The following is a 20,944-nucleotide window of genomic DNA, read 5'->3' on the forward strand; positions in this document are numbered from 1 at the left end:
TCATTCCACACAAATAAAAATAAAAAGCAAACATCATCCTAGTATTAAGTATCGGGTCATTTTCTTCATATTAAATATGACTTTCTTCACAAATCAGCATTATTAATGATCAGCAATGTGCATTTATTATATAAAAAAAAGCCCGTTCTTACTAGGTTAATAAGAACCAGCGTTTTTTTATGTTACCAAAAGAGCATGAAAAAACAGGTGCCTGAAAAAGCACCCGTTTTAACGCCCTATTATGATCGTCTTACATGTATAGGAAAGTTTTTTAATCAAGCCATGTATATTGTCTGCCCCAGCTTTCTTTTGCAAGAGATGTAATTTCTTCAACGATCTCATCTTCTACCGCGTACGAATCTCCTTGTTCGTAAGGATTATAATGAAAAGCATACATACGTGCCGCAAATTGTGAAAACGGAAGAGACGCTTCTCCCTCCTGCTCTCCATGCCCTTTTACAGAAGGCTCAATGCCCTGTCCCCAGTTTTGGCCGCTGTCGTTATTAGGATTATAAAAATAAATGCGGTACTCTCCTGCTTCGTCTGCAGCGATCCGCTGAATAGACACTGCGTGAAGACCTAACAGATCACCATGCACATTGGTAATATAAATACCTACTGGATTCGGATAAATCAATTCATACCCTTCGTTATAGTCAGGATGATGGGTAGAATAAAATAAGCGGACAAAACCGGCGTAATCTGTTACCGCTCCGGTCGCAGGATTAATGATATTCGCAAATCCGCGCGGCACCCACTCTCCATAAAACTCGGGATTTACCCATTTATGGCCGTCTTCTCCGCGCAAAGCAGTTCGTTTCATCATTTCATTGTAAATCTTATCTAAATGGGGAACGAGAACCTTTGAAACGGGATCTAGTTCTTGATGAATCTCTGAAGCGACGCCTCCCTCAAGCGAAGACGAGTGAAGGGGTTCTCCTTCAAAAATAATGTCTACATCGTTGTCTCTTGCTCCCCGGGCAATAAATTCAAGAAGCTGGCCAGGGCCGTGCTGTGCCCAGAGGCTGAGAGCCCGTGCAGACTGGCATGTCGGATTTAAACCCTGCCCAATTCCTAAAGGCTGGCCAAGTACACTAAGCGTTCCGGCTAAAAGAACAGCATTCGCTGTTAAGCCTTCCCGTTTATTTTCAGGCGTAAGCAGGATTTGTTTCACTTCCGGATGAATATCAAGTTCAATCAGCCGGCGAATACTTGGAAGAAGCGGTTCCTGTGAAAGCAGTCCCCGGTCCAATATCTTCCCAAGCCCGTAAATAGATTGAGCTGTATGGGGGTGGATAGCGACCTGAATCATGTCATGGACAAGATTGGATTGAGCATTTAAAATCGCTTCACCCGTTTCAGATAAAGAGAGGGCGGCTGGCAGAAGCTCCGGTTTTACCCGATTTAAATGTCTTAAAAAAACAGCGTGATAAGGAGAAACAAGCCCTGTATCCCTTACTGATCCGGCAAATGCTTCTGCTTCTTGTTTCAATTCCTCTTCTGACGCATTTTTTAAGCTTAAGCGGTATTCCCTAAAGCTGGACCACTCTTTGCTTAACGGGCTTGGTGCCGTAACAGCAGCCGAGTATGCCTGTAAAGACTGCTTCACTTCCTCACTAATATCACTTTCCATCATTTGTTTGGCCATCGTAATCATTTTTACAATTCGGTTGACCATGATCGGCCTTTGGACAGTCAGCCGATCAATTTCCGCTACAATCTGATTGGCAATAGCCTGAAAAGAAAGTTCATCTCCTAAGAAGCGGAATAACCGTTCTGCCCGTTCAATATGTTCGCCTGAACCAATTCTGGCTTCTTCTGTTTCTGGCGGAAAAAGAATATCTAAATTTAATGCCAATACTTCGTTTAAAAATTCTTTCGCTTCCTGGGCAGACACTTCTTTATGCTCGTACAATCCTTTGGCAATCGCGAGCATGCGCAATTCACTAAGCAGCTCAACAATCGAATTGACGCCTTTTAGCTTTAAAGAGCCGCCGACAAAAGGGGGCTGGAGCTTTGATGCTTGCTCCCACGGACCTCCCTGGAAAACCCCTGCTTCATCAAATCGAGGGGCATAGCTGAATAATTGTTTAAGGCCATCATCGGTTCGTGCCAGATCGATGGCTTGTTGAAATACTTCTGTTTGATACAAACTTTTGGCATAAGGTTTTGCCTGCCCCAGGGTATCAAGAGCTTGTTCGAATTTTGTCGGTGCCAATTTGCTTTCAGCGTCCATTCTATATTCCTCCCTAACCGGTCTCCAAAATAAAAGTTTTTCAAAGATAGAAATCATAGGTTTCATATTTTTTCATCAAACCGCGCATTTCTTCACTGTCTTCTCCAAAGAAGAAAATAGTCCCGTAGTGATTGCCAAATCCAACCCGCTCCGCTACTTTGCTGGTAGCCGGGATGAACATATCGTGCTTTTCAAAATAAGGATGCGATTTTAATTCTTCCGGCACTTCCAGGCGGTCGATAATTTTAACGCGTGGATAAACCATCAAGCTTCCAGCATACCCTTTCGCAGAAGTTACCTCTTCAGGGAAAAACGCTTCCAGCTCTTCTGTGGTTGTATCTGGGTCACTGCAAAGAACCTGGGCCTGATATGCACTGAAACCGTATGCCCGCTCAATTAAATCAAAAATATGTCCCCCAGGGATCCGCGCTGCGACTTCTCCAAAATGAAGCGTGCCGTCAGGTGAAATGAAAAATTCCGGGTGGATCACTCCATATTTGATTTCAAAGGAAGTGACCAGCTTTTCAATTTCTTCTCGGATTCTAGGGCGCCATTCTTCTAGAGAAGGAGATGCAGGAACAAAATTAGAATGCCCTAATTGGACATATTCCGTAATATTTAAGAAATAAACTTTCCCATTGTGAACAAACGCTTCACAGGAAAATTCCTGACCGTCTAAGTGGCTCTCCATTAAACAAGGAAAATCCTCCTGAGGGATCAGATCGATATCAGAAGCATCCCGTATAACCCGGTGGCCAACCGTGCCGGCTTTATTTAAAGGCTTTACATGAATAGGGTCATTGATATCCCCGTCTATTTTAATTAAAGCCTCATTCACCCGTTTTAAAAAGCGGTACACATCTTCTTTTTGGTACGCCTCTTCAAATACCCCGACTTTGATGCCGGACATTTGTGCTTTTCGCTTCATAAGCCCTTTATCTCGAAGAAGAAGAGATCGATTGAAAATACGGGGATCATCCTGGAACCTCGCGTTTAAAGCACCTGCCCATTCAACCGTTTCTTCATAGATTGGAACCGCAAGCTTTACGCCTAAAGAATGCAGCTCTTTATATAGCTCCTCTGATTTTTCATTTAACCGCTCGAACTGCCAGCCGACAAACTGAATGTCATTTTCTTTGGCAAACGGTTCAAATTCAGGCGGTCCTACTACAAGAAAAGGCCGGTCAAGCTTGTCTACCGCTTCAATGACAGGCAGACTCCACCCAAGAAGGGCTGTAACTTTTTTTTCATTTTCCATTTCTTCTTCCCATCCTTTGACTAAAAAATAACAAACAGGGGTACAATTCCCTATCTTACTATAAATCAAACTTTTTTGTCTGATTTTTGTTTATTTTCTAATTTTTTGAGATACTAATTAATAGTTTATATATGTAAGAGGTAAATATTACAAAAGAGTAGGGTAATTACCCATTTTTAAATAAATTAAACTTTTTTTGAATTTTTTTGTTTATTTTCTACTTTTTTAAGGTAGTGATTAATAGTTTATATATGTATATGACAAAGGAGGAATGAAAATGAACACTTGGTATATGGCACTATCAGAATATTTTCCTGCAAATGAAATGAAATCAGAAGAGCATTTTGAGCTTCTTCTGGAAGACAAAGGCTGTTCCTACAAGATTGAAGAAGGTGCTGACTATGTACTCGCTTATTTTGAACAGGAGGATTTTTTATTTGTAGATTACGTACTGGTACATAGCCATAGCCGGAGCGCAGGTTTAGGAAGCCGAATCATGGACCAGTTGAAAAAGAAGAAAAAGCCTATCCTTCTTGAAGTAGAGCCGGAGTCGATTCATGAACCGGATACGATTAAACGGGTTCACTTTTACAAAAAAATCGGCTTTCAATGTATTGATCACATCCAATACGTGCGCAGGCACCCGGTCACTAAAGAACTGAATGAAATGAAGCTTTATTGCTGGTCTTTCGCACCAAAATCAGATAGATGGATAATAGAGAAGATGGCTGCTGTTTATCAGGAAGTTCATGCTTACCAATCAAAAGCTTTGTATGGGACACAACCGCAGGAAATCAATGAAATTCTTATTCTACGGGAACATACATACAACCAGGCTAAATAAAAAGAATTTTAAATATTCTCACATCATTGTATGCGCTTAACAGGTTTAGGCGCAAATGGACAGATTTGAGGAGGAAATAACTTGGAGAGTTTTGAGCAAATCGTCGCTTCGCTGTCAGGATGGATCTGGGGAGTGCCAATGATTATTTTATTATTAGGATGCGGCCTGATTTTAAATGTCCGGATTGGTTTTTTTCAGTTCCGGTACTTCCCTCACATTATGAAGCAGACATTTGGCAAAATGTTCTCAAAAGGAGATGCACCCGGCTCTGTTACGCCTTTTCAGGCTTCTACGTCTGCCCTGGCTTCCACAGTCGGAGCGGCCAATATTGTCGGAGTACCTCTTGCGATTGGGCTGGGCGGGCCTGGAGCCGTTTTTTGGATGTGGCTCGTTGCGCTTATCGGCATGGGAACCAAATATTCAGAAGTGGTTCTCGGATTAAAGTACCGTACAAAAAATGAGGCCGGCGAGTGGAGCGGCGGGCCTATGCATTATATTGAAAAGGGACTCGGCTGGAAATCGGTCGCCACCTTTTTTGCTTTTTTTCTTATGCTTGAAGTGATTGCAAGTACGATGGTCCAATCTAATTCCCTGTCTATCACCGTCGAATCTTCCTTCGGTATTCCGCCGCTGGCAACAGGGATTGTGGTCTTGCTGGCTGTTGGCATCGTAACCTATGGAGGCATTAAACGAATCGGTTCTGTTACCGAAAAGTTTGTGCCGATCATGGTCGTTCTGTATTTAATTTGCTCAGGGCTTGTGCTGGCTGGAAATCTGTCTGAAATCCCAACAGCCTTTGGCTTAATTTTCTATCACGCTTTTACGCCTATTTCGGCTGCCGGAGGCTTTGCAGGTGCGAGTGTAGCTGCTGCTATTCGCTGGGGGCTTGCCCGCGGTATTTACTCAAATGAAGCAGGCATGGGAACAGCGCCTATCGCCCATTCAACGGCTATGAACGATCATCCAGCCAAACAGGGCTTATGGGGCGTGTTCGAAGTGCTGGTGGATACCATTATTGTCTGTACATCAACTGCACTCGTCGTATTAACATCAGGTGCCTGGAAAGAAGTCGAAGCGAATGACGCTTCGACGATGGTGATCGAAGCATTTGCCACCGTTGTCGGTCATGGGGCTGCCGGTGTAATTCTTTCCATTTCTTTATTCTTTTTCGTATTATCTACCGTACTGGTAGTGGTTTTTTATGGAGAAAAACAGGCGGAATATTTATTTGGGATTCAGTTTTCCAAGCTGATGCGCATTGTTTACTTAGCGGCTATTTTAGCCGGAGCCGTCGGGGCTCTTGAGTTTATCTGGCAGTTCCTTGATTTAATGCTGGCATTGATTATTGTGCCAAATGTAATTGCCCTCGTGTTCTTAAGCAAAGAAGTTCGTGAAATAACAAAAGATTACATTAAAAAATATATTTAGGGGAAAAGCTAAAGTAACCCTGCTTGTCAGCAGAAAGGAGCCGTCAGAATTGATAGAGGAGTTAGCCGCTGCAATCAAAAAGAAAAAAGCCATTTTGTTTGCCGGATCTGGCGTCTCTAAAAATTTGGGACTGCCGGATTACTCAGAAATGATTCATCAAATTGCTGAAAATTTCGGTTATAACCCAGACGAGTTTACAGCATGGGGTAACAATGACTTTTTAACGCTGGCTGAGTATTATTGTTTAGAAAAAGGGTCACTCGGTGAACTGCGCAGCTGGATGGACCGAAAATGGCATAATCCGAAGATTGAGCTTGAACACTCGGAGATCCATCGAATGCTGATTGAATTGAATTTCCCCTTAATTTATACAACCAATTTCGACCGCTGGCTTGAAGAGGCACATGACTTTTATGGAAAGCCGTACACGAAAATCACCAATGTTGCGGATATTACTCAAATTGAGGAAGGAAAAACGCAGATTGTCAAATTTCATGGTGACTTTGACGATGACTCCTCTATTGTGTTAACGGAATCCAGTTTTTTTAAGAGGCTGGATTTTGAAACATCCCTGGATATTAAGCTCCGTTCAGACTCATTAGAGAAATCTTTGCTTTTTATCGGGTACAGCCTTTCGGATATTAATATCCGCTATATGCTTTATAAGTTGCATAATCAGTGGAAAATTTCTAAATACGAACATTTAAGGCCAAAATCGTACATCTTGCTGAATGAACGAAATCCTATTAAAGAAACAATCCTAAAAGAAAGAGGGATTACCCCGATCATTTATGAAAATGAAAATCCCGGAAAATCTCTTCATGCTTTTTTAACGGATTTACTCAAACTTGCCCGAGAAGAAGCGTAAATAAAGAAAGCGCCGCTTGCTGCCCATTCAGAAGCGGCGCTTTTCTCTTGTGAACCCGTGGAAATAAAACCAGTTATACTCCGTCCACAGCGTTCAGACTTCGTTTTTTCACCACTTCTTTTATCTCATCTACAAATGTATCTATCCTTCTTTGAGACGCGTCCCTTTGCCCGTAACGCCGTACATTGACCGTTTGACTGGCACACTCTTCATCTCCTACTACTAATGTATACGGTATTTTCTTCATTTGCGCTTCTCTTATTTTATAGCCGAGTTTTTCTTCCCGAGCATCCCATTCCGCCCGTATACCGGCCTGCTGTAATTGCTGCATGATTTCTTCGGCATATGTTTGATGAACATCATTCGAGACAGCGATCACTTTCACCTGTACAGGCGCGAGCCAAACAGGAAACGCTCCAGCAAAATGTTCGACTAAAATGCCAAGAAACCGGTCAAGAGACCCGAAAACAGCTCGGTGAATGACAACCGGCCGGACTTTTTGGTTTTGTTCATCTATATAGGATAGATCAAATTTTTCAGGCATTTGAAAATCCAGCTGTACCGTTGCGCATTGGTGGCTTCTTCTTAAAGCGTCTTTAATATGAATATCGATTTTAGGTCCATAAAAAGCGCCATCCCCTTCATTCACCCGGTATTCCTGTCCAAGTTTATCTAAAACCCTCTTTAACGCCCCTTCCGCCTGATCCCATAATTCGCGGCTGCCCATCGAATCGGCCGGTCTTGTGGAAAGCTCTATTTCATATGGAAAGCCAAAGACACTGTATACATAATCAATTAATTCCAAGGCAGAGGCGATCTCGTCTTCGATTTGGTCCGGCCTTACAAAGATGTGGGCATCATCCTGGCAGAATGTGCGGACCCGCAGCATTCCATTGAGAGCTCCGCTGAATTCATGGCGGTGTACCTGCCCAAACTCGGCCATACGAATCGGCAGATCGCGGTACGAACGGAGTTTATCTTTAAAAATAAGCATATGCCCCGGGCAGTTCATCGGCTTCAGAGCAAAACGCTGCTGGTCAACCTGTGAAAAATACATATTGTCTTTATAATGGTCCCAGTGACCAGACCGTTCCCAAAGCCCCTGATTCATCATAGTCGGTGTCCGTACTTCCTGATACCGATGCTTAAATTGAAGCTCCCGCAGAAAAGATTCAAGCTCGTTCCGGATGATTTGTCCGTTCGCTAAATAAAAAGGCATACCCGGCGCTTCTTCCGAGAACATAAACAGCTCTAACTCATTGCCAAGCTTCCGGTGATTTCGGTTTTGTGCTTTCTCCAGAAAATGAAAATAGTCATCCAGTTCTTTCTTTGAGGCAAAAGCAGCCCCATAAACGCGCTGAAGCATTTGGTTGCGGCTGTCACCGCGCCAGTATGCACCGGATACATGTGTCAGTTTAAAAGCCTTTAAAAAGCGCGTAGACGGTAAATGCGGGCCCCGGCACAAATCAACGAACTCTCCCTGACGGTAAGCCGTGATTTTTTCTTCCGGCGGAATACGCTCTAGCAGCTCCAGCTTTAATGGATCATCCTTAAAATATTCTTCCGCTTCCTGCCGTGTCCATTCCTCGCGGCGGATCTCCAGGTTTTCGGCAATGATTCGATTCATTTCTTTTTCAATTCTTTTTAAATCATCAGGGTTTAACGGCTGATCGATGTTTATGTCATAATAAAAGCCGTTTTCAATAACCGGCCCCACGCCTAAGTGAACGGATCCATACAATCGTTTTACGGCCTGTGCCAGTACGTGGGCGGCTGTATGGCGCATCACACCTGTTCCCTCTTTTGATTGGAGATCAAATAATACAATACTGGCGGATTCGTCAATGCTTCGTTTCATATCCCAGAGAACACCGTTTACCATTCCGGCTGCTGATCTCTTTTTTAAACCCGGACTGATCGACTGGGCAATCTCTTCTAGAGTGATCCCCTGTAAAAAGCTTTTTGTCTCCCCGTTTGGAAATGTAATCATAATGTTTTTTTGATTCATAAGAAAGCACTCCTTTAATGATTGTTTATATAAAAAAACACACCCGTCCCTAAGAAGGGACGAGTGTGTTTTTCCTCGTGGTTCCACCCAAATTCCCACTGCTGAAAAAAGCAGCGGCTTCAGTCAGTTTTATCGCACTGCTGCGGTACCGGTTCGCCAGTACAGCTCTAAGGCGGTAAATGATTTTTCTGCGCTGGGAAGCTTTCAGCCTTGGCTTCCCTCTCTGTGAGCCGGTCGAAATCACTCATGTCCTTGTCGTCGCTTATTTCTTTATGCCTTAAAAAACAAAAAAACACACGCATCCCTCAAAAGGGACGAGTGTGCTTACCCGTGGTTCCACCCAAATTCCCACTGCTAAAAAGCAGCGGCTTCAGTCAGTTTTATCGCACTGCTGCGGTACCGGTTCACCGGTACAGCTCCAAGGCGGTAAATGTATTTTCAGCGCTGGGAAGCTTTCAGCCTCGGCTTCCCTCTCTGTGAGCCGGTCAAATACATTCATGTCCTTGTCGTCGCTTATTTCTTTATGCCTTAAAAAAACAAAAAAAAACACACTCATCCCTAAGAAGGGACGAGTGTGTTTACCCGTGGTTCCACCCAAATTCCCACTGCTCAAAAAGCAATGGCTTCAGTCAGTTTTATCGCACTGCTGCGGTACCGGTTCGCCAGTACGGCTCCAAGGCGGTAAGTGATTTTTCTGCGCTGGGAAGCTTTCAGCCTTGGCCTCCCTCTCTGTGAGCCGGTCAAAATCACTCATGTCCTTGTCATTGCCTGTATAGACTACAACACTTCATGTTATTTAATCGGGGATTAAAACCAGCCTGCCTTACAAGAGATGAAGATGTATAACATGCAAATGACAGATGGCTAGTAAGATATTACAGCCACTTTATCATTTCCTTAATTGGAAATCAAGTGCCAAAAATAAAAAAGCTTTAATATTATACGGCTGTCAAAGCCTTCTCATTTTCAGCAGTATTCAAGGATAGTTCATGAAGAGTGATTTCAGGGCGGCTCCCCACTCTTATGTTAATAGAGGTTTGTCCCAATCCTTCACTTATATAAAGAGGTTTTTCATGATAATAGTGCAGCCCTTTAATCATATCCATCCGCATCATCGTGCGTCCCAGTTTTGCAAGATGGTACGGCTTGGGCCAGTAAATTTGACCGCCATGAAAATGGCCAGCCAAAAGATAATGGTATGCGTAACTCTCCATACCAAGAACAATGTTTGGATCATGAGTTAAAACAAGGCGGTATCCTTCTTTGACATTCGAAAATGATGCCTGCAAATCGCTTTTCTTTGTATGAAAGTCGTCCACTCCAATAATGTTGAGAGGTTTTCCTTCCACCAAAATGGTTTCATGTGCATTTTGAAGTGTTTTACAGCCGTGCTTTTCCAATACATTTTTTAAAGAGTTAAAATCCGTTTTGCTTAAACGATAATCATGGTTTCCAAATACAGCATACATACCATATTGAGGATTCAAGCGGTTCAACATATCTAAATAGGGAATTAATCGAGGGATGCTTCGTTTTTTATCTAAAAAGTCTCCGGTGAGGGCAATAAGGTCTATTCTCTCGCCTGCCAGTTTGTTATAAAGCTGCTCAGGGGAAATAGAAATATTCTCAAGGTGCATATCTGAAATGTGTAATATAGCGAGAGAGCTGGTTGAGTCAATGGAATCTATTGAAGACAAGTGAATTTTTTTAAACGCCACTTCATGTGTATTCTTATAAGCCTTATAAAAGAGGATCAGCGAAACGATAAACAATACAAACAACAACAACAATTTCATTCTATTTCACCTCCGCCTATCATTATAGAGGAATTTAGAATGAACTTTTACCGGTAATTCATGGGCTTTTTTAATAATGTGAAGATGTTAGTGTAAAAGAATCGTTATATAACAGTTCAGCTTGCTTAACTGTTCATAAAAAGAAGCGTTTATGTGAATCGCCGGGAATCAAGCAGGAGAACTGCAGATGAAGCCTATTTCCACTAAGGCTTCTAAACATTAGAGAAACGCTGTAAAGTACAATTCGTTATAAAGAAAGCATTTTTTAAACCTGCTGATCACATTGTAGCGAAAATGTTCCTTTGTGAAATAATCAAGATACTGTTCTTCCTTTTGAATATAATCCCCTTTATCGTTGGTTTTCATAAACCAATTACAGATCGGAGATGCATCACATAAGTAAGGTTCAATGACCACTACTTTTCCATTCGGTCTTAAAATGCGTTTGAATTCTTTGATGTAATGTCGAACCATGTCTGGCGGAATATGATGCAGAACCGCAATAATCAAAATGACATCAAAGCTGTTTTCTTCCACAGGGAGTTCATTGCCGCTAAATGCTTCAAATTGATAAGCCGCATACAGCCTTTTGGCAAAGTCAATCCTATTTGTATCAGGATCTATCCCAACGTAATAATCAGGTGAACATAACATGCAGTTCGCACCTGTACCCGCTCCGAAGTCCAGCACTTTCTGCCCCGTTAAATCAAAGTGCCGTTGAATGTTATTTTGAATATAAATTTTTGTAAACCATTTTGGCCGAACCAGTGAGTGATAAATTTTAGGGGATAATTGCACTTAAAACACCTGCACTTTTTTGGATTCACGTTCAATTTTTTTTGATTTCGTTCCACAGTATAAAAAACAATACACACAACATTCATTTCTAAAAAATCCAAAGGGTTAGTTTAAAAAGTACAAGGTGATTTTCCTAACCGCCTGATGGGTCGTTATTAGATTGGGGAAAAAACCTTATTTTTATGTTTTTTAAAATCATCCATCTCATGCAGAAAATAATATCTAGAATAATGAGCCTTCTTTTTCACATACTACAAATGGTCTTTTTCAATGAATCGTAAGGAGATGAGAGACGTGAATAATCGAAATGGCATGTTTAAATCGGTCTTGCCCATAGCTGCAACAGGTGTCGCTATCCTTGGCATCGTTAGAGGAATACGCAGCAGGTCTTTCCAGCCCTTTTTCCAAACCATTTTAAGTTCTTTAATGGGAGCGGCTCCACAAGCTGCACAAGGAATGATGGGCGGACAATTGGGGAAAAGTTTGGCACAGCCTCTTCAAGGAATGATGAATAGCCAAGGTGCTCAACAACAGCCAGCTAATCAACAAAACCCGCAGGCTGCGCAAGGTATGACAGGTGGACAAACTGGGCAAAACATGACACAGCCTCTCCAGGGGATGATGAATAATCAAGGCGCTCAACAGCAGCCAGTCAGTCAACAAAACCCACAGGCTTCTCAAGGAATGATGGGTGGACAAACTGGCCAAAACATGACACAGTCTCCTCAGGGAACAATGAACACCCAAGGCTTCCGGCAGCAAGCTGCAATTCCAAAAAATTCGGCCCGTCAATGAACAAATAGAACAGACATTTAAACATACCGACAGCGTACATGATGGAGAATACAACGATGATGGCAAGAAAAGACATATAGCCCCGGCGGGAGAACCAGGGCTTTTTTTGTTATCTATTTTCATGACGAATCTGGGGATTCAAACCGACTTTCCGGGCGATTACATTCCGGCCGGCTTCTGCCGCTTCTCTGCTTAGGAAGGTGCCTGTCCATACCCTCTTGTCTTTCGAGAATGTGTGAAAACCAGTTGCTTTTTTGATTGTATCCGCCGCCGCTTCTGCGCTTTCGTCAGTTGAGAACGTACCGGTGAAAATCCGGTATGTGCCTGGTGTAGAAGCCACTGTAATGGTATTGAGAAAAAATGCTAATGTTTTGTCGCTGTTTAACCGGCTTAAATCAACAGGCCCAGAAACACCTGCAAGACGGCCATTATCTGTATATTGCCACAAGTCACAAGAATAATCCGGCTTTTGGCTGCTATAGCGGGGAAGCCAGACAAAGTCCGCATCTACCTGATCGGCACCAAATGCCCTATATGTATGATGACCTGTATACAGCCCCACTTTTTTTGCGCCCAGGCGGCGTAATTCATCGAGATAAGCCTGCGTGCCCGCGCTTATATCCTCCATCGTTTTTACTTCAACGTCCGCTATCCAAAAGAAAGCGTTTTTATCGCCTCGGTTCCAAAAATCCTGCGCTTCCTTTTTCGCATCGTCTATAGAAACAAATCGGCAAAATGCGTAATTGCCAAATGGAATGTTATTTGCTTTGCAGCCAGCCGCATTTTGGGAATAGGTTCGGTCCTGAATACTCGAGCCATCCTGCACCCGAAGAATCGCCAAATCCAGTTCTTTTGCTGCAGCTGCCCAGTTAATACTGCCTTGATGATGAGATACATCGACAATTTTCATCGAGTTTTACCGCCTTTCTTGATTAATTATACGCTGCTCTTCCAGCTGTCCGAACCCCTCATAGAACACTTGTAATGTAATAAAAACTTAAAAAGCCTGGTGATACTCTTATTATGCACGCTCTCGCAAGTACCGCATACTTTCAAACTACTAAGGGTTAGGTTTACTCATTCGTATGCGTAAAAAGGCGGAAATAACGTGAAAATCAAGACTACATGCAGGCATATATGATACATTTCAAATGTGTGTACATTGGGAGTCATTTTCATAAAATATTTTTGCGGGAAGCTTATATAAATACAGGAGGAACAGTATGGGATATTTTAAAGCAAGAACCGCTGATAGGTTGAGGAATATATACAGTGTCATTATTGAATATACCGGAACAAAAGAATCATTGGAATCTTTGCCGCTCTCCACATCAAAGTTAATTTGGCAATATGATCACAGCCGCGGTTCTTCTTTTTTAACAGGTATGTTTAACAGAAGAAAAAGACCAGTGTTTTTGATTGATATAGTGAAGACCGATCAAATAAGTGAGAGTATGCTGGAAGATAAACGTACGGCATTATATGAATTAGATGATTTACTGACCGATGGAATATACATTGAATTTAAGGATCCAAAAGAACAAACAATATTCATGTTGGAGGCACCTCATGTTTTGAACAAATGGGCTGCCCTTCAAAGAGTTTAACATACATAATCTTTGGAGCTTAGCAAAGCTGGATTACAAAAAAGCTGGACTGCTCTGCAGTCCAGCTTTTCTCATTTCACACTTTCTTTTTGAGCAGCCATTAAGTGCAGCCTTCACACTCATAATAATTGTCTTTCAAATCTAATACCTTCAACAGGTCGCCAATCTCGATATCTTCTTCTTCTGTCATTTCGATATCTGCTACTCTGGCTTTGATCGCCTTATGAGCTGCTTCTTCGTCAGGCATGGCTACGCTGAACTCGCCTTCAGTACCTGTTGATACTACTCGATAGGCAAACAAAAATCGTTTCATCGCTTGTTTGTCCCCCTTTCCTATATGCTGCTTTCCCATCATAAACGAAAACAAGTGAATAAGGAAAAGTTTTGACTTCGAAGCAAATCAATGAAACCATTTCACTGAGCACGTGTATTTTTGTGAGCATTTCTTGTTTGAGAACAATTTTTAAATCTTTTCACCAACATTTATGCTGTTTCATAGAATGATAAAAATAAACACTTTTGAATATAGTGTGAAGAAATAATGTTTTTTCTACAAAATTAGCGTACTTTCGACAAAATAGACCTCTATCGAATATAAAAATGTCATGATATATTTGGAAAAACTCAATCTTTGTTGAAAAGAAGGGAGCCAGAGAAAAATATGTCCCCACATTTCATTCTTACCATGCTGAAAACGTTAGAAACATTTCCGACAACAGAGATATGTTTAACATTTTATAAGATAGATCAAACGCCTGCCATCAATGTTTGTTATGTAGACAAGTATTTTAAAGTATCATGCTTGAGGACATGCACCAGTAAATATTATCGTGATAAATCATCTGCGCTTTCCGCTATCAACAGGGCACTAGATCCACAAGTTCAAGAGTCTTCAGCTTAATAGCAGCACTTTGGGATCTGCATTTTGCAAAACTCAGTCGTTATATAAGTTCTTACCCATTTCCGTTTTACTATTAACCCTATATCCATTTGTTTCTTTTATTTTTTCAGGGAAATAGTAAATAAAAGAAACAAATTGTTTGAAAATTATAATTATTGTTAATATTGTTAAAGAGCATTTTTCCCAAGCGGAGCAGCTGATAACGGCTGCCCCGTTTTATTTTTCACAAAACAAGTGGCTTCCGGTTTTATTTTTGGCTATTTATTTTCCAGAAAAAAGTTGCTCATTGTTAAACTATACTTAGTCTATTATATTGAAGACATCTCATGTTTCTAAAGTAAATAACTATTATATTTTATTTCTATAATATTTTTTAGATAACGATATGGATTTATCACTTCTTTGCCTGGAAAAACATGAACGAAGCTCAGAGTAAAATCCTCCTTCCCCTTGCTATGTACATAATCCTTGAGAATGACGTTTTTTAGCTGTGCTGTATAAACCCATAACCGATTAATGTCCTCTCCCTTTTTAAGAAGAGGACATTTTTTAATTTCATACGGCTAATCCTTTACTTCTCCAAAGAAAGGTGAACTTCCTTTTCATCAATCACAAAGGCTTTCATATGTTCACGCTGCTCAAAATGAAGAGACTGCAGGACCAGACTGCCCTGCACTAATTGATCATGCTTTTGAAGCATCTTCTGAATATCAGCGGCAGCATGGATAAATAAGTGAACTCTTAACTCTACAGGAAGGTTCAATTCTTTCCGGTACGCCTGCACAGCCCGGATGATTTCTCTTACGGTTCCTTCTTCTTTTAATTCATCGGTTAACGCTGTCTCCAAAACGACCGTGAAAGAATCGTTTTCTGCAAGCGCAAATCCTTCTGGTACGCGCTTAGTGATTAACAGATCTTCTTTTTGAAGGTTTACTTTTGTTCCATCTGTCAGTTCAAGATCCAGGCTGCCACCTTGAAGCAGTCGGCTGATCTCTTCCTTTTTCAGCCCTTCAGCTCTTTTCTTCAATTCACCCATGTGCCTGCCGAATTTCGGTCCGGCCGCTGCAAAATTAAGCTTTACGATATAATCGACCAGCTCCAATGCGCCAGCGGGCTGAATGTGTTTTACATTGGTTTCATCTTGAATAATAGATGTATATGAAAGCAAATAGGATACGCCCTGATGCTTGGCGGGCAGAATATAAAGCTTGGCGAGCGGCTGCTTCGTTTTGATTTTTGCCGCGTTTCGGATTGATCTTGTCAGCTCAACCACCTGCAGCACACTGCCCATTTCCTGTTCTAACTGCTGGTTAATCCTATTCTTTTCCGGTTTTGGATAATCAGATAAGTGGACACTTTGCCCCGTTAACCCAAAATAAATGTCTTCTGCGAGAAAGGGTGTGTATGGCGCTGCCAGCTGAGCGGTTTTCTTTAAAGCTTCGTGCAGCGTGCGGAAAGCAGCCCTCTTATCCGGATTCATTCCGGTGCCCCAGAAACGCTGTCTGGACCGCCGTACATACCAGTTGCTCATGTCTTCGACAAAGGAAGCGATACTTCTCGCTCCTGCGGTAAAATCGTATGCATCTAAAAACGCCTGCACATCCTTAATAACAGTATTGAGCCGCGATAAGATCCACTCATCAAGGACAGATCGTGTTTCCTCTCCCTCTTCTTCAGGATCAAAATGGTCAATTTCTGCATACAGCGAATAAAACGAATGCACATTGAGCAGTGTATCCACCATTTTTGACTTGGCCTGGCTGACCAGTCCCTTTGAAAAACGCTTGTTATTCCATGGAGCGCTGTCTGCAAGCAGTGCCCATCTGAGCGCATCGGCGCCAAACTCTTCGATCAGTTCAACCGGATCAAGGGCGTTTCCTTTACTTTTAGACATTTTCTGCCCGTTTTCATCCAGGATATGCCCTAAAGAAAGAACGCGTTTATACGGAAGTTTCCCGGTAAACAGAACAGAGACCGCTAACAGGCTGTAAAACCAGCCTCTTGTCTGATCCACACCTTCCGCAATGACATCAGCCGGAAATTGTTTTTCGAATAACGCTTTGTTCTCAAATGGATAATGATACTGGGCATAAGGCATTGACCCGCTGTCAAACCAGACATCAATCACTTCTGGAGTCCGTTTCATAGATGCGCCGCATTCACATAAAAGCTTTACTTTATCAACGTATGGTTTATGAAGCTCAATGTTATCCGGTATTGCGCCTGCAGCCCACTGCTGCAGTTCTTTGATGGAATGAGGAGCTCTTTCTTTCCCGCATTCCCCGCATTGCCAAATATTTAATGGGGTGCCCCAGTAGCGGCTTCGGCCGATATTCCAGTCGACCATATTTTCTAGAAAGTTTCCAAACCGGCCTTCTTTCATATGATCCGGAAACCATTCGACCGACTGGTTATGCTTCTGCATAAGCTCTTTGACAGCCGTTGTTCGAATAAACCAGCCCTCCATTGCATAGTAAAGAAGTGGGCTGTCACAGCGCCAGCAGTGCGGGTAGCTGTGTTCATATTTTTGTTTATGAAACAAGAGGTTTTTTCCCGCTAACAGCTTAATAATCTCCACATCGCACTCTTTTACAAATTTTCCAGCAAGCGGTGTAACCACATCGGTATATCGTCCTTTACGGTCTACTACATTCACAAAATCAAGCCCATTGGCCTGGACGGCCCGATAATCATCTTCTCCATATGCCGGTGCTATATGCACAAGACCGGTTCCGCTCGTATCTGTTACGAAGTCAGCTAAAACCACTTTATGGCCATTTGTGACCGAAACAAAGTCAAACGGTGCTTCATATGCCGTATCTGCCAGTTCATGTCCCTTGATGACCTTTAAAACTTCTCCTTTTCCCTGCATCACCTGATCAACGAGTTTTTTGGCGACCACAAAAATCTCTGATCCCCGTCTCACTTTCACATAATCGATGTCTGGGTGAACAGCAAGAGCGACATTTGCAGGCAGTGTCCATGGCGTGGTGGTCCACCCCAGCAGGTACTCATTTTCTTTGCCTTTTATCCTGAACTTAGCAGTAGCAGATAAATCGGAAACGTCTTTATAGCCTTGAGCGGTTTCATGAGAGCTAAGCGATGTTTCGCAGTTTGGACAATACGGAACGACGCGATGCCCTTTATAAAGCAATCCTTTATTGTGAATGGAAGCCAGGATATTCCATACCGATTCAATATAGTTGTTCTCAAGCGTAATATAGGGATCGCCCATATCCACCCAATAGCCAAGGGACTCAGTAAACTTGCGCCATTCTTTTTCGTAAGAAAATACACTTTCTTTGCATTTCTCAATAAAAGATTCAACACCGTATTGTTCAATTTCATCTTTTCCACGGATCTTCAGCTGCTTTTCAACTCCTAACTCTACCGGCAGTCCGTGCGTATCCCAGCCTGCTTTTCGAATCACCTGATAGCCGGACATGGTTTTGTAGCGGGCTACAAAATCCTTGATTGTTCTCCCCAATGCGTGGCCGGCATGCGGCAGACCATTGGCAGTAGGCGGCCCTTCATAAAAAACAAACGTTTCCCGGCCTTCCCTGTTTGTAATGGACTGGCGAAATGTCCCTTTCTTTTCCCATGCTGCCCTGATCCGGGTTTCTCTTTCAAATGCCGTCTCTTTCATTGGTCTCACCTCGTTTTTAAAATTAAAAAACCCGATTCTGATACTGCGCAGAATCGGGTTTATAAACAAATAAACAATGGATAAAAAGAAAAAAACCATCAGTAGTGGTTTTCCTTTATCTCTCACTACGTACCATCATACGCGTTCTTTTTAACGGCAGAAACCCGTCAAAGCTTAACCTATGTTCAGCTTTGCTTCTCGGAGAGGATTTTCACTGCGGTCTTACCGTTGACTCTCAGCAAATCGTCAACTCTCTGTAGATAAGATGGTCACAGTTACTCTTTCTCGTCATCGAATTTTCATATTTTGTTAATAGTTACTGGCTATCTTACGCGTCACAATTCCTATTGTCAATAAAATTCAGAAAATATTTTGCATAAGCATTATAAACAAGAATCTTATTTCCCATCATTGTAGTATAGCCATTCAAAAAATGGACAGGTTACCTAATAAGTGAATCGGCAATACGTTTTTTACTGCTTGCCTGTTTAAAGCGCATACATTAGGGCATCTTCCCATTATGCATTCCATAAAGGAGTTAGGGCGATATGTACTTCTCTTTGACTTTGCTGGCCGTTCCGTGGATTATTGCTTTGTGGCACCTTCATCCAAAAGATAACCAGCTGATCCCATTGATCGCTCCTTTTGCTGCCGTTGTAGCCTTCATTGTTAATGGGCTGGGTGTGTATTTTGGTTTTTGGCGTTTTTATCCTTTTATCGAACTAAATGTTTTCGCGACATACCCCTGTAATTTAGGAGTCTTTCCTGTTTTAGGCTGCTACATGATTTACTTTGTTCAAAAAATAAAGCAGCCCTATGGAGTTGTTCTTGGAATCGCACTGTTCACAACGCTTCTTGAAGGACTGTTTGTTTTAATGGGTAAAGTTGTATACGGAAACGGATGGAATATTTTTTGGACCTTTATTTCCTATCTCCTGCCCTATCTTTTAGGATACTGGTTTTATTTGTATTTACAAAAGCTGAATATCATAAAAAAATAAGTGAATGGTGCTTATTTTTCAATATATGCTTTTTTATGTATAAATTACCACAAGGGAGTTCATACTGGTATTGTTAGTTTCAAAACCTAACTCCTATAGAACCGAAACCATTTCGCAGCCAGGCTTTCCGCCTGGCTGTCTTTTGGCGTTTTTTGTTATTCAATCATAGCGAATAGGAGTAAGCGCATAGGAAAATGCTGAATTGTATGAAAGGTGCAAGACCACAGTTCTTCATGAAAAAGGGTAATTCTACTTAAATTTTATATATTTCGTTTTAAAAAGTGTACCTTTCACACTGTGGACTTACGAAAAGCTGTCATTCTGACTTATTTTTTATTATATCAAAATACTTTATGGTTCGACGAATAAATTATCAAATAAATCAAAAAATAACAAATATTTTATCGGCAAGGGTTGCCAGAATGATAAATGAATGTATATTATTAACAATAGAATCTTTTTGAAGCATATGCGTAAAATAACGTTTCCTCTATCATTATGGACTTGATAAGTGAGAAACCGAAAAAGTGGAGTGTGTAGTAATGGAAAGTAAATTTGCTAAAAGAGCGAGCCGGGTTAAGTCTTCAGAAACGCGTGAAATCTTAAAGGTAACGGAACGGCCAGAGGTTATTTCCTTTGCTGGAGGTCTCCCGGCACCTGAATTGTTTCCAGTTGAAGCGTTAAACGCAGCCTGTGAAGCTGTACTGAAAGAAGACGGGCCGGCCTCTCTTCAATACAGTACAACGGAAGGTTATATTCCCTTAAGAAACGCGATCATCAAGCGTATGAGTGCTATCGGCATTCAGGCTTCCCTGGAGCAGGTGATCATTACATCCGGTTCACAGCAGGCGATTGACCTGACAGGGAGACTGCTTCTAGATGAAGGAGATACTATTCTTTGTGAAAGCCCTACCTATCTGGCTGCGATCAACGCCTTTAAAGTGTATGATGCCAACTTTGTGGAAGTAGATATGGATGAAGACGGTATGATCATGGAAGCGTTGGAGAAGCAGCTGCAGCTGCATTCTAACGCTAAATTTATTTACACCATTCCTGATTTTCAAAACCCGACTGGCCGAACGATGAAACTCGAAAGACGAAAAAGAATGATTGAACTTGCTAATCAATACAATGTTCTCATCGTGGAAGACAATCCATATGGAGCGGTGCGTTTTTCCGGTGAACCTCTCCCTCCTGTCAAACATTTTGATACAGAAGGCAGAGTCATTTATTTAAGTACGTTTTCGAAAATCTTCACGCCGGGACTTCGGCTTGGCTGGATTTGTGCCGACGAAGTATTTATTGAAAAATACGTAGCGTTTAAGCAGACCGCTGACTTGCACTCTGACAGCTTTGCTCAGCGAATTACCGCAAAATACATGGAGCTCTATGATATAGAAGCTCATATTGAAAAAATTAAAACGGTATATAAAGAACGATGCACCACAATGCTTGACTGCATTGATCAATTTTTCCCTAAAAGTGTCTCTCACAGCAAGCCCGAAGGCGGATTGTTTATTTGGGTAGAGCTTCCGGATTCAGTTGATTCAAGTAAAATCTTTTTAGAATGTTTGAAAAATGATGTAGCATTTGTGCCAGGTATTCCTTTCTTTCCAAACAGCCAGCAAAAAAATACGCTGCGCTTAAATTACTCTAATATGCCGAAAGAGCGTATTATAGAAGGAATGAAGCGCTTGGGAGAAGTGCTTCAGCGAGAACTGCAGAAAGAGCCTGCGTCTTAAAAAGCTTTATAAACGC

15 protein-coding genes and 1 other annotated feature are annotated in these 20,944 nt (G+C 41.9%); of the genes, 7 read left to right on the forward strand and 8 right to left on the reverse strand.

Annotated elements, in window-relative coordinates; genetic code table 11:
• Positions 1 to 271: 271 nt before the first annotated feature.
• Both RRU94_RS06695 and RRU94_RS06700 read right to left on the reverse strand, forming a co-directional pair.
• Positions 272 to 2,236 (reverse strand): hypothetical protein, encoded by a 1,965-nt coding sequence (locus tag RRU94_RS06695; protein WP_315691008.1) that lies wholly within the window; start codon positions 2,234 to 2,236, stop codon positions 272 to 274.
• Positions 2,237 to 2,276: 40 nt separating this feature from the next.
• On the reverse strand, positions 2,277 to 3,494 hold the full coding sequence (locus RRU94_RS06700) for an ATP-grasp domain-containing protein (RefSeq protein WP_315691009.1): 1,218 nt from the start codon (positions 3,492 to 3,494) through the stop codon (positions 2,277 to 2,279).
• 277 nt (positions 3,495 to 3,771) lie between these two features.
• Here RRU94_RS06700 and RRU94_RS06705 point away from each other — a divergent pair, with 277 nt between their 5' ends.
• The 3 genes from RRU94_RS06705 (at position 3,772) to RRU94_RS06715 (ending at position 6,634) form a co-directional block, all read left to right on the forward strand.
• Positions 3,772 to 4,338 carry a GNAT family N-acetyltransferase gene (locus tag RRU94_RS06705; RefSeq protein WP_315691010.1) on the forward strand — a complete coding sequence of 189 codons (567 nt, stop codon included), beginning with the start codon at positions 3,772 to 3,774 and terminating at the stop codon, positions 4,336 to 4,338.
• A gap of 81 nt (positions 4,339 to 4,419) precedes the next feature.
• Positions 4,420 to 5,766, forward strand: coding sequence for an alanine/glycine:cation symporter family protein (locus RRU94_RS06710; protein WP_315691011.1), 1,347 nt, complete (start codon positions 4,420 to 4,422; stop codon positions 5,764 to 5,766).
• Positions 5,767 to 5,815: 49 nt separating this feature from the next.
• Positions 5,816 to 6,634 (forward strand): SIR2 family protein, encoded by an 819-nt coding sequence (locus RRU94_RS06715; RefSeq protein ID WP_315691012.1) that lies wholly within the window; start codon positions 5,816 to 5,818, stop codon positions 6,632 to 6,634.
• A gap of 73 nt (positions 6,635 to 6,707) precedes the next feature.
• Here the strand turns inward: RRU94_RS06715 and thrS are convergent, their stop codons facing one another.
• The 3 genes from thrS to RRU94_RS06730 all read right to left on the reverse strand — a co-directional run bounded on the left by thrS (position 6,708) and on the right by RRU94_RS06730 (position 11,236).
• Positions 6,708 to 8,642, reverse strand: a complete 1,935-nt coding sequence (gene thrS / locus RRU94_RS06720; RefSeq protein WP_315691013.1) for a threonine--tRNA ligase — start codon at positions 8,640 to 8,642, stop codon at positions 6,708 to 6,710.
• A 938-nt stretch (positions 8,643 to 9,580) separates the two neighbouring features.
• Entirely contained in the window at positions 9,581 to 10,438 is an 858-nt protein-coding gene (locus RRU94_RS06725; RefSeq protein ID WP_315691014.1) for a metallophosphoesterase, read from the reverse strand.
• Between the two features lie 219 nt (positions 10,439 to 10,657).
• Entirely contained in the window at positions 10,658 to 11,236 is a 579-nt protein-coding gene (locus tag RRU94_RS06730) for a class I SAM-dependent methyltransferase (RefSeq protein ID WP_315691015.1), read from the reverse strand.
• A gap of 294 nt (positions 11,237 to 11,530) precedes the next feature.
• Here RRU94_RS06730 and RRU94_RS06735 point away from each other — a divergent pair, with 294 nt between their 5' ends.
• The gene (locus RRU94_RS06735; RefSeq protein ID WP_315691016.1) at positions 11,531 to 12,031 is read left to right on the forward strand and encodes a hypothetical protein; all 501 of its coding nucleotides are present in this window, start codon (positions 11,531 to 11,533) and stop codon (positions 12,029 to 12,031) included.
• 109 nt (positions 12,032 to 12,140) lie between these two features.
• Here RRU94_RS06735 and RRU94_RS06740 read toward each other — a convergent pair whose 3' ends face one another.
• Positions 12,141 to 12,941, reverse strand: coding sequence for a GH25 family lysozyme (locus tag RRU94_RS06740; RefSeq protein WP_315691017.1), 801 nt, complete (start codon positions 12,939 to 12,941; stop codon positions 12,141 to 12,143).
• 313 nt (positions 12,942 to 13,254) lie between these two features.
• Here RRU94_RS06740 and RRU94_RS06745 point away from each other — a divergent pair, with 313 nt between their 5' ends.
• Positions 13,255 to 13,638 (forward strand): hypothetical protein, encoded by a 384-nt coding sequence (locus RRU94_RS06745; protein ID WP_315691018.1) that lies wholly within the window; start codon positions 13,255 to 13,257, stop codon positions 13,636 to 13,638.
• Positions 13,639 to 13,738: 100 nt separating this feature from the next.
• On the opposite strand, the gene RRU94_RS06750 is transcribed toward RRU94_RS06745, so the two are convergent.
• Both RRU94_RS06750 and ileS read right to left on the reverse strand, forming a co-directional pair.
• Entirely contained in the window at positions 13,739 to 13,951 is a 213-nt protein-coding gene (locus RRU94_RS06750) for a hypothetical protein (protein ID WP_242235522.1), read from the reverse strand.
• 1,159 nt (positions 13,952 to 15,110) lie between these two features.
• Positions 15,111 to 18,185 carry an isoleucine--tRNA ligase gene (gene ileS / locus RRU94_RS06755; protein ID WP_315691019.1) on the reverse strand — a complete coding sequence of 1,025 codons (3,075 nt, stop codon included), beginning with the start codon at positions 18,183 to 18,185 and terminating at the stop codon, positions 15,111 to 15,113.
• 28 nt (positions 18,186 to 18,213) lie between these two features.
• Positions 18,214 to 18,486: a binding site (T-box leader), on the reverse strand.
• Positions 18,487 to 18,733: 247 nt separating this feature from the next.
• Between ileS and RRU94_RS06760 the strand changes: the two genes are divergently transcribed.
• Together RRU94_RS06760 and RRU94_RS06765 are read left to right on the forward strand one after the other, a co-directional pair.
• A complete protein-coding gene (locus RRU94_RS06760) occupies positions 18,734 to 19,186 on the forward strand; it encodes a CBO0543 family protein (RefSeq protein ID WP_315691020.1) in 453 nt (150 codons plus the stop codon).
• Positions 19,187 to 19,728: 542 nt separating this feature from the next.
• Positions 19,729 to 20,928 carry an aminotransferase-like domain-containing protein gene (locus tag RRU94_RS06765; protein WP_315691021.1) on the forward strand — a complete coding sequence of 400 codons (1,200 nt, stop codon included), beginning with the start codon at positions 19,729 to 19,731 and terminating at the stop codon, positions 20,926 to 20,928.
• Positions 20,929 to 20,944: the final 16 nt, after the last annotated feature.

Origin of the sequence: Domibacillus sp. DTU_2020_1001157_1_SI_ALB_TIR_016, from assembly GCF_032341995.1 — a bacterium.
GTDB classification, from domain to species: Bacteria; Bacillota; Bacilli; order Bacillales; family Domibacillaceae; genus Domibacillus; species Domibacillus indicus_A.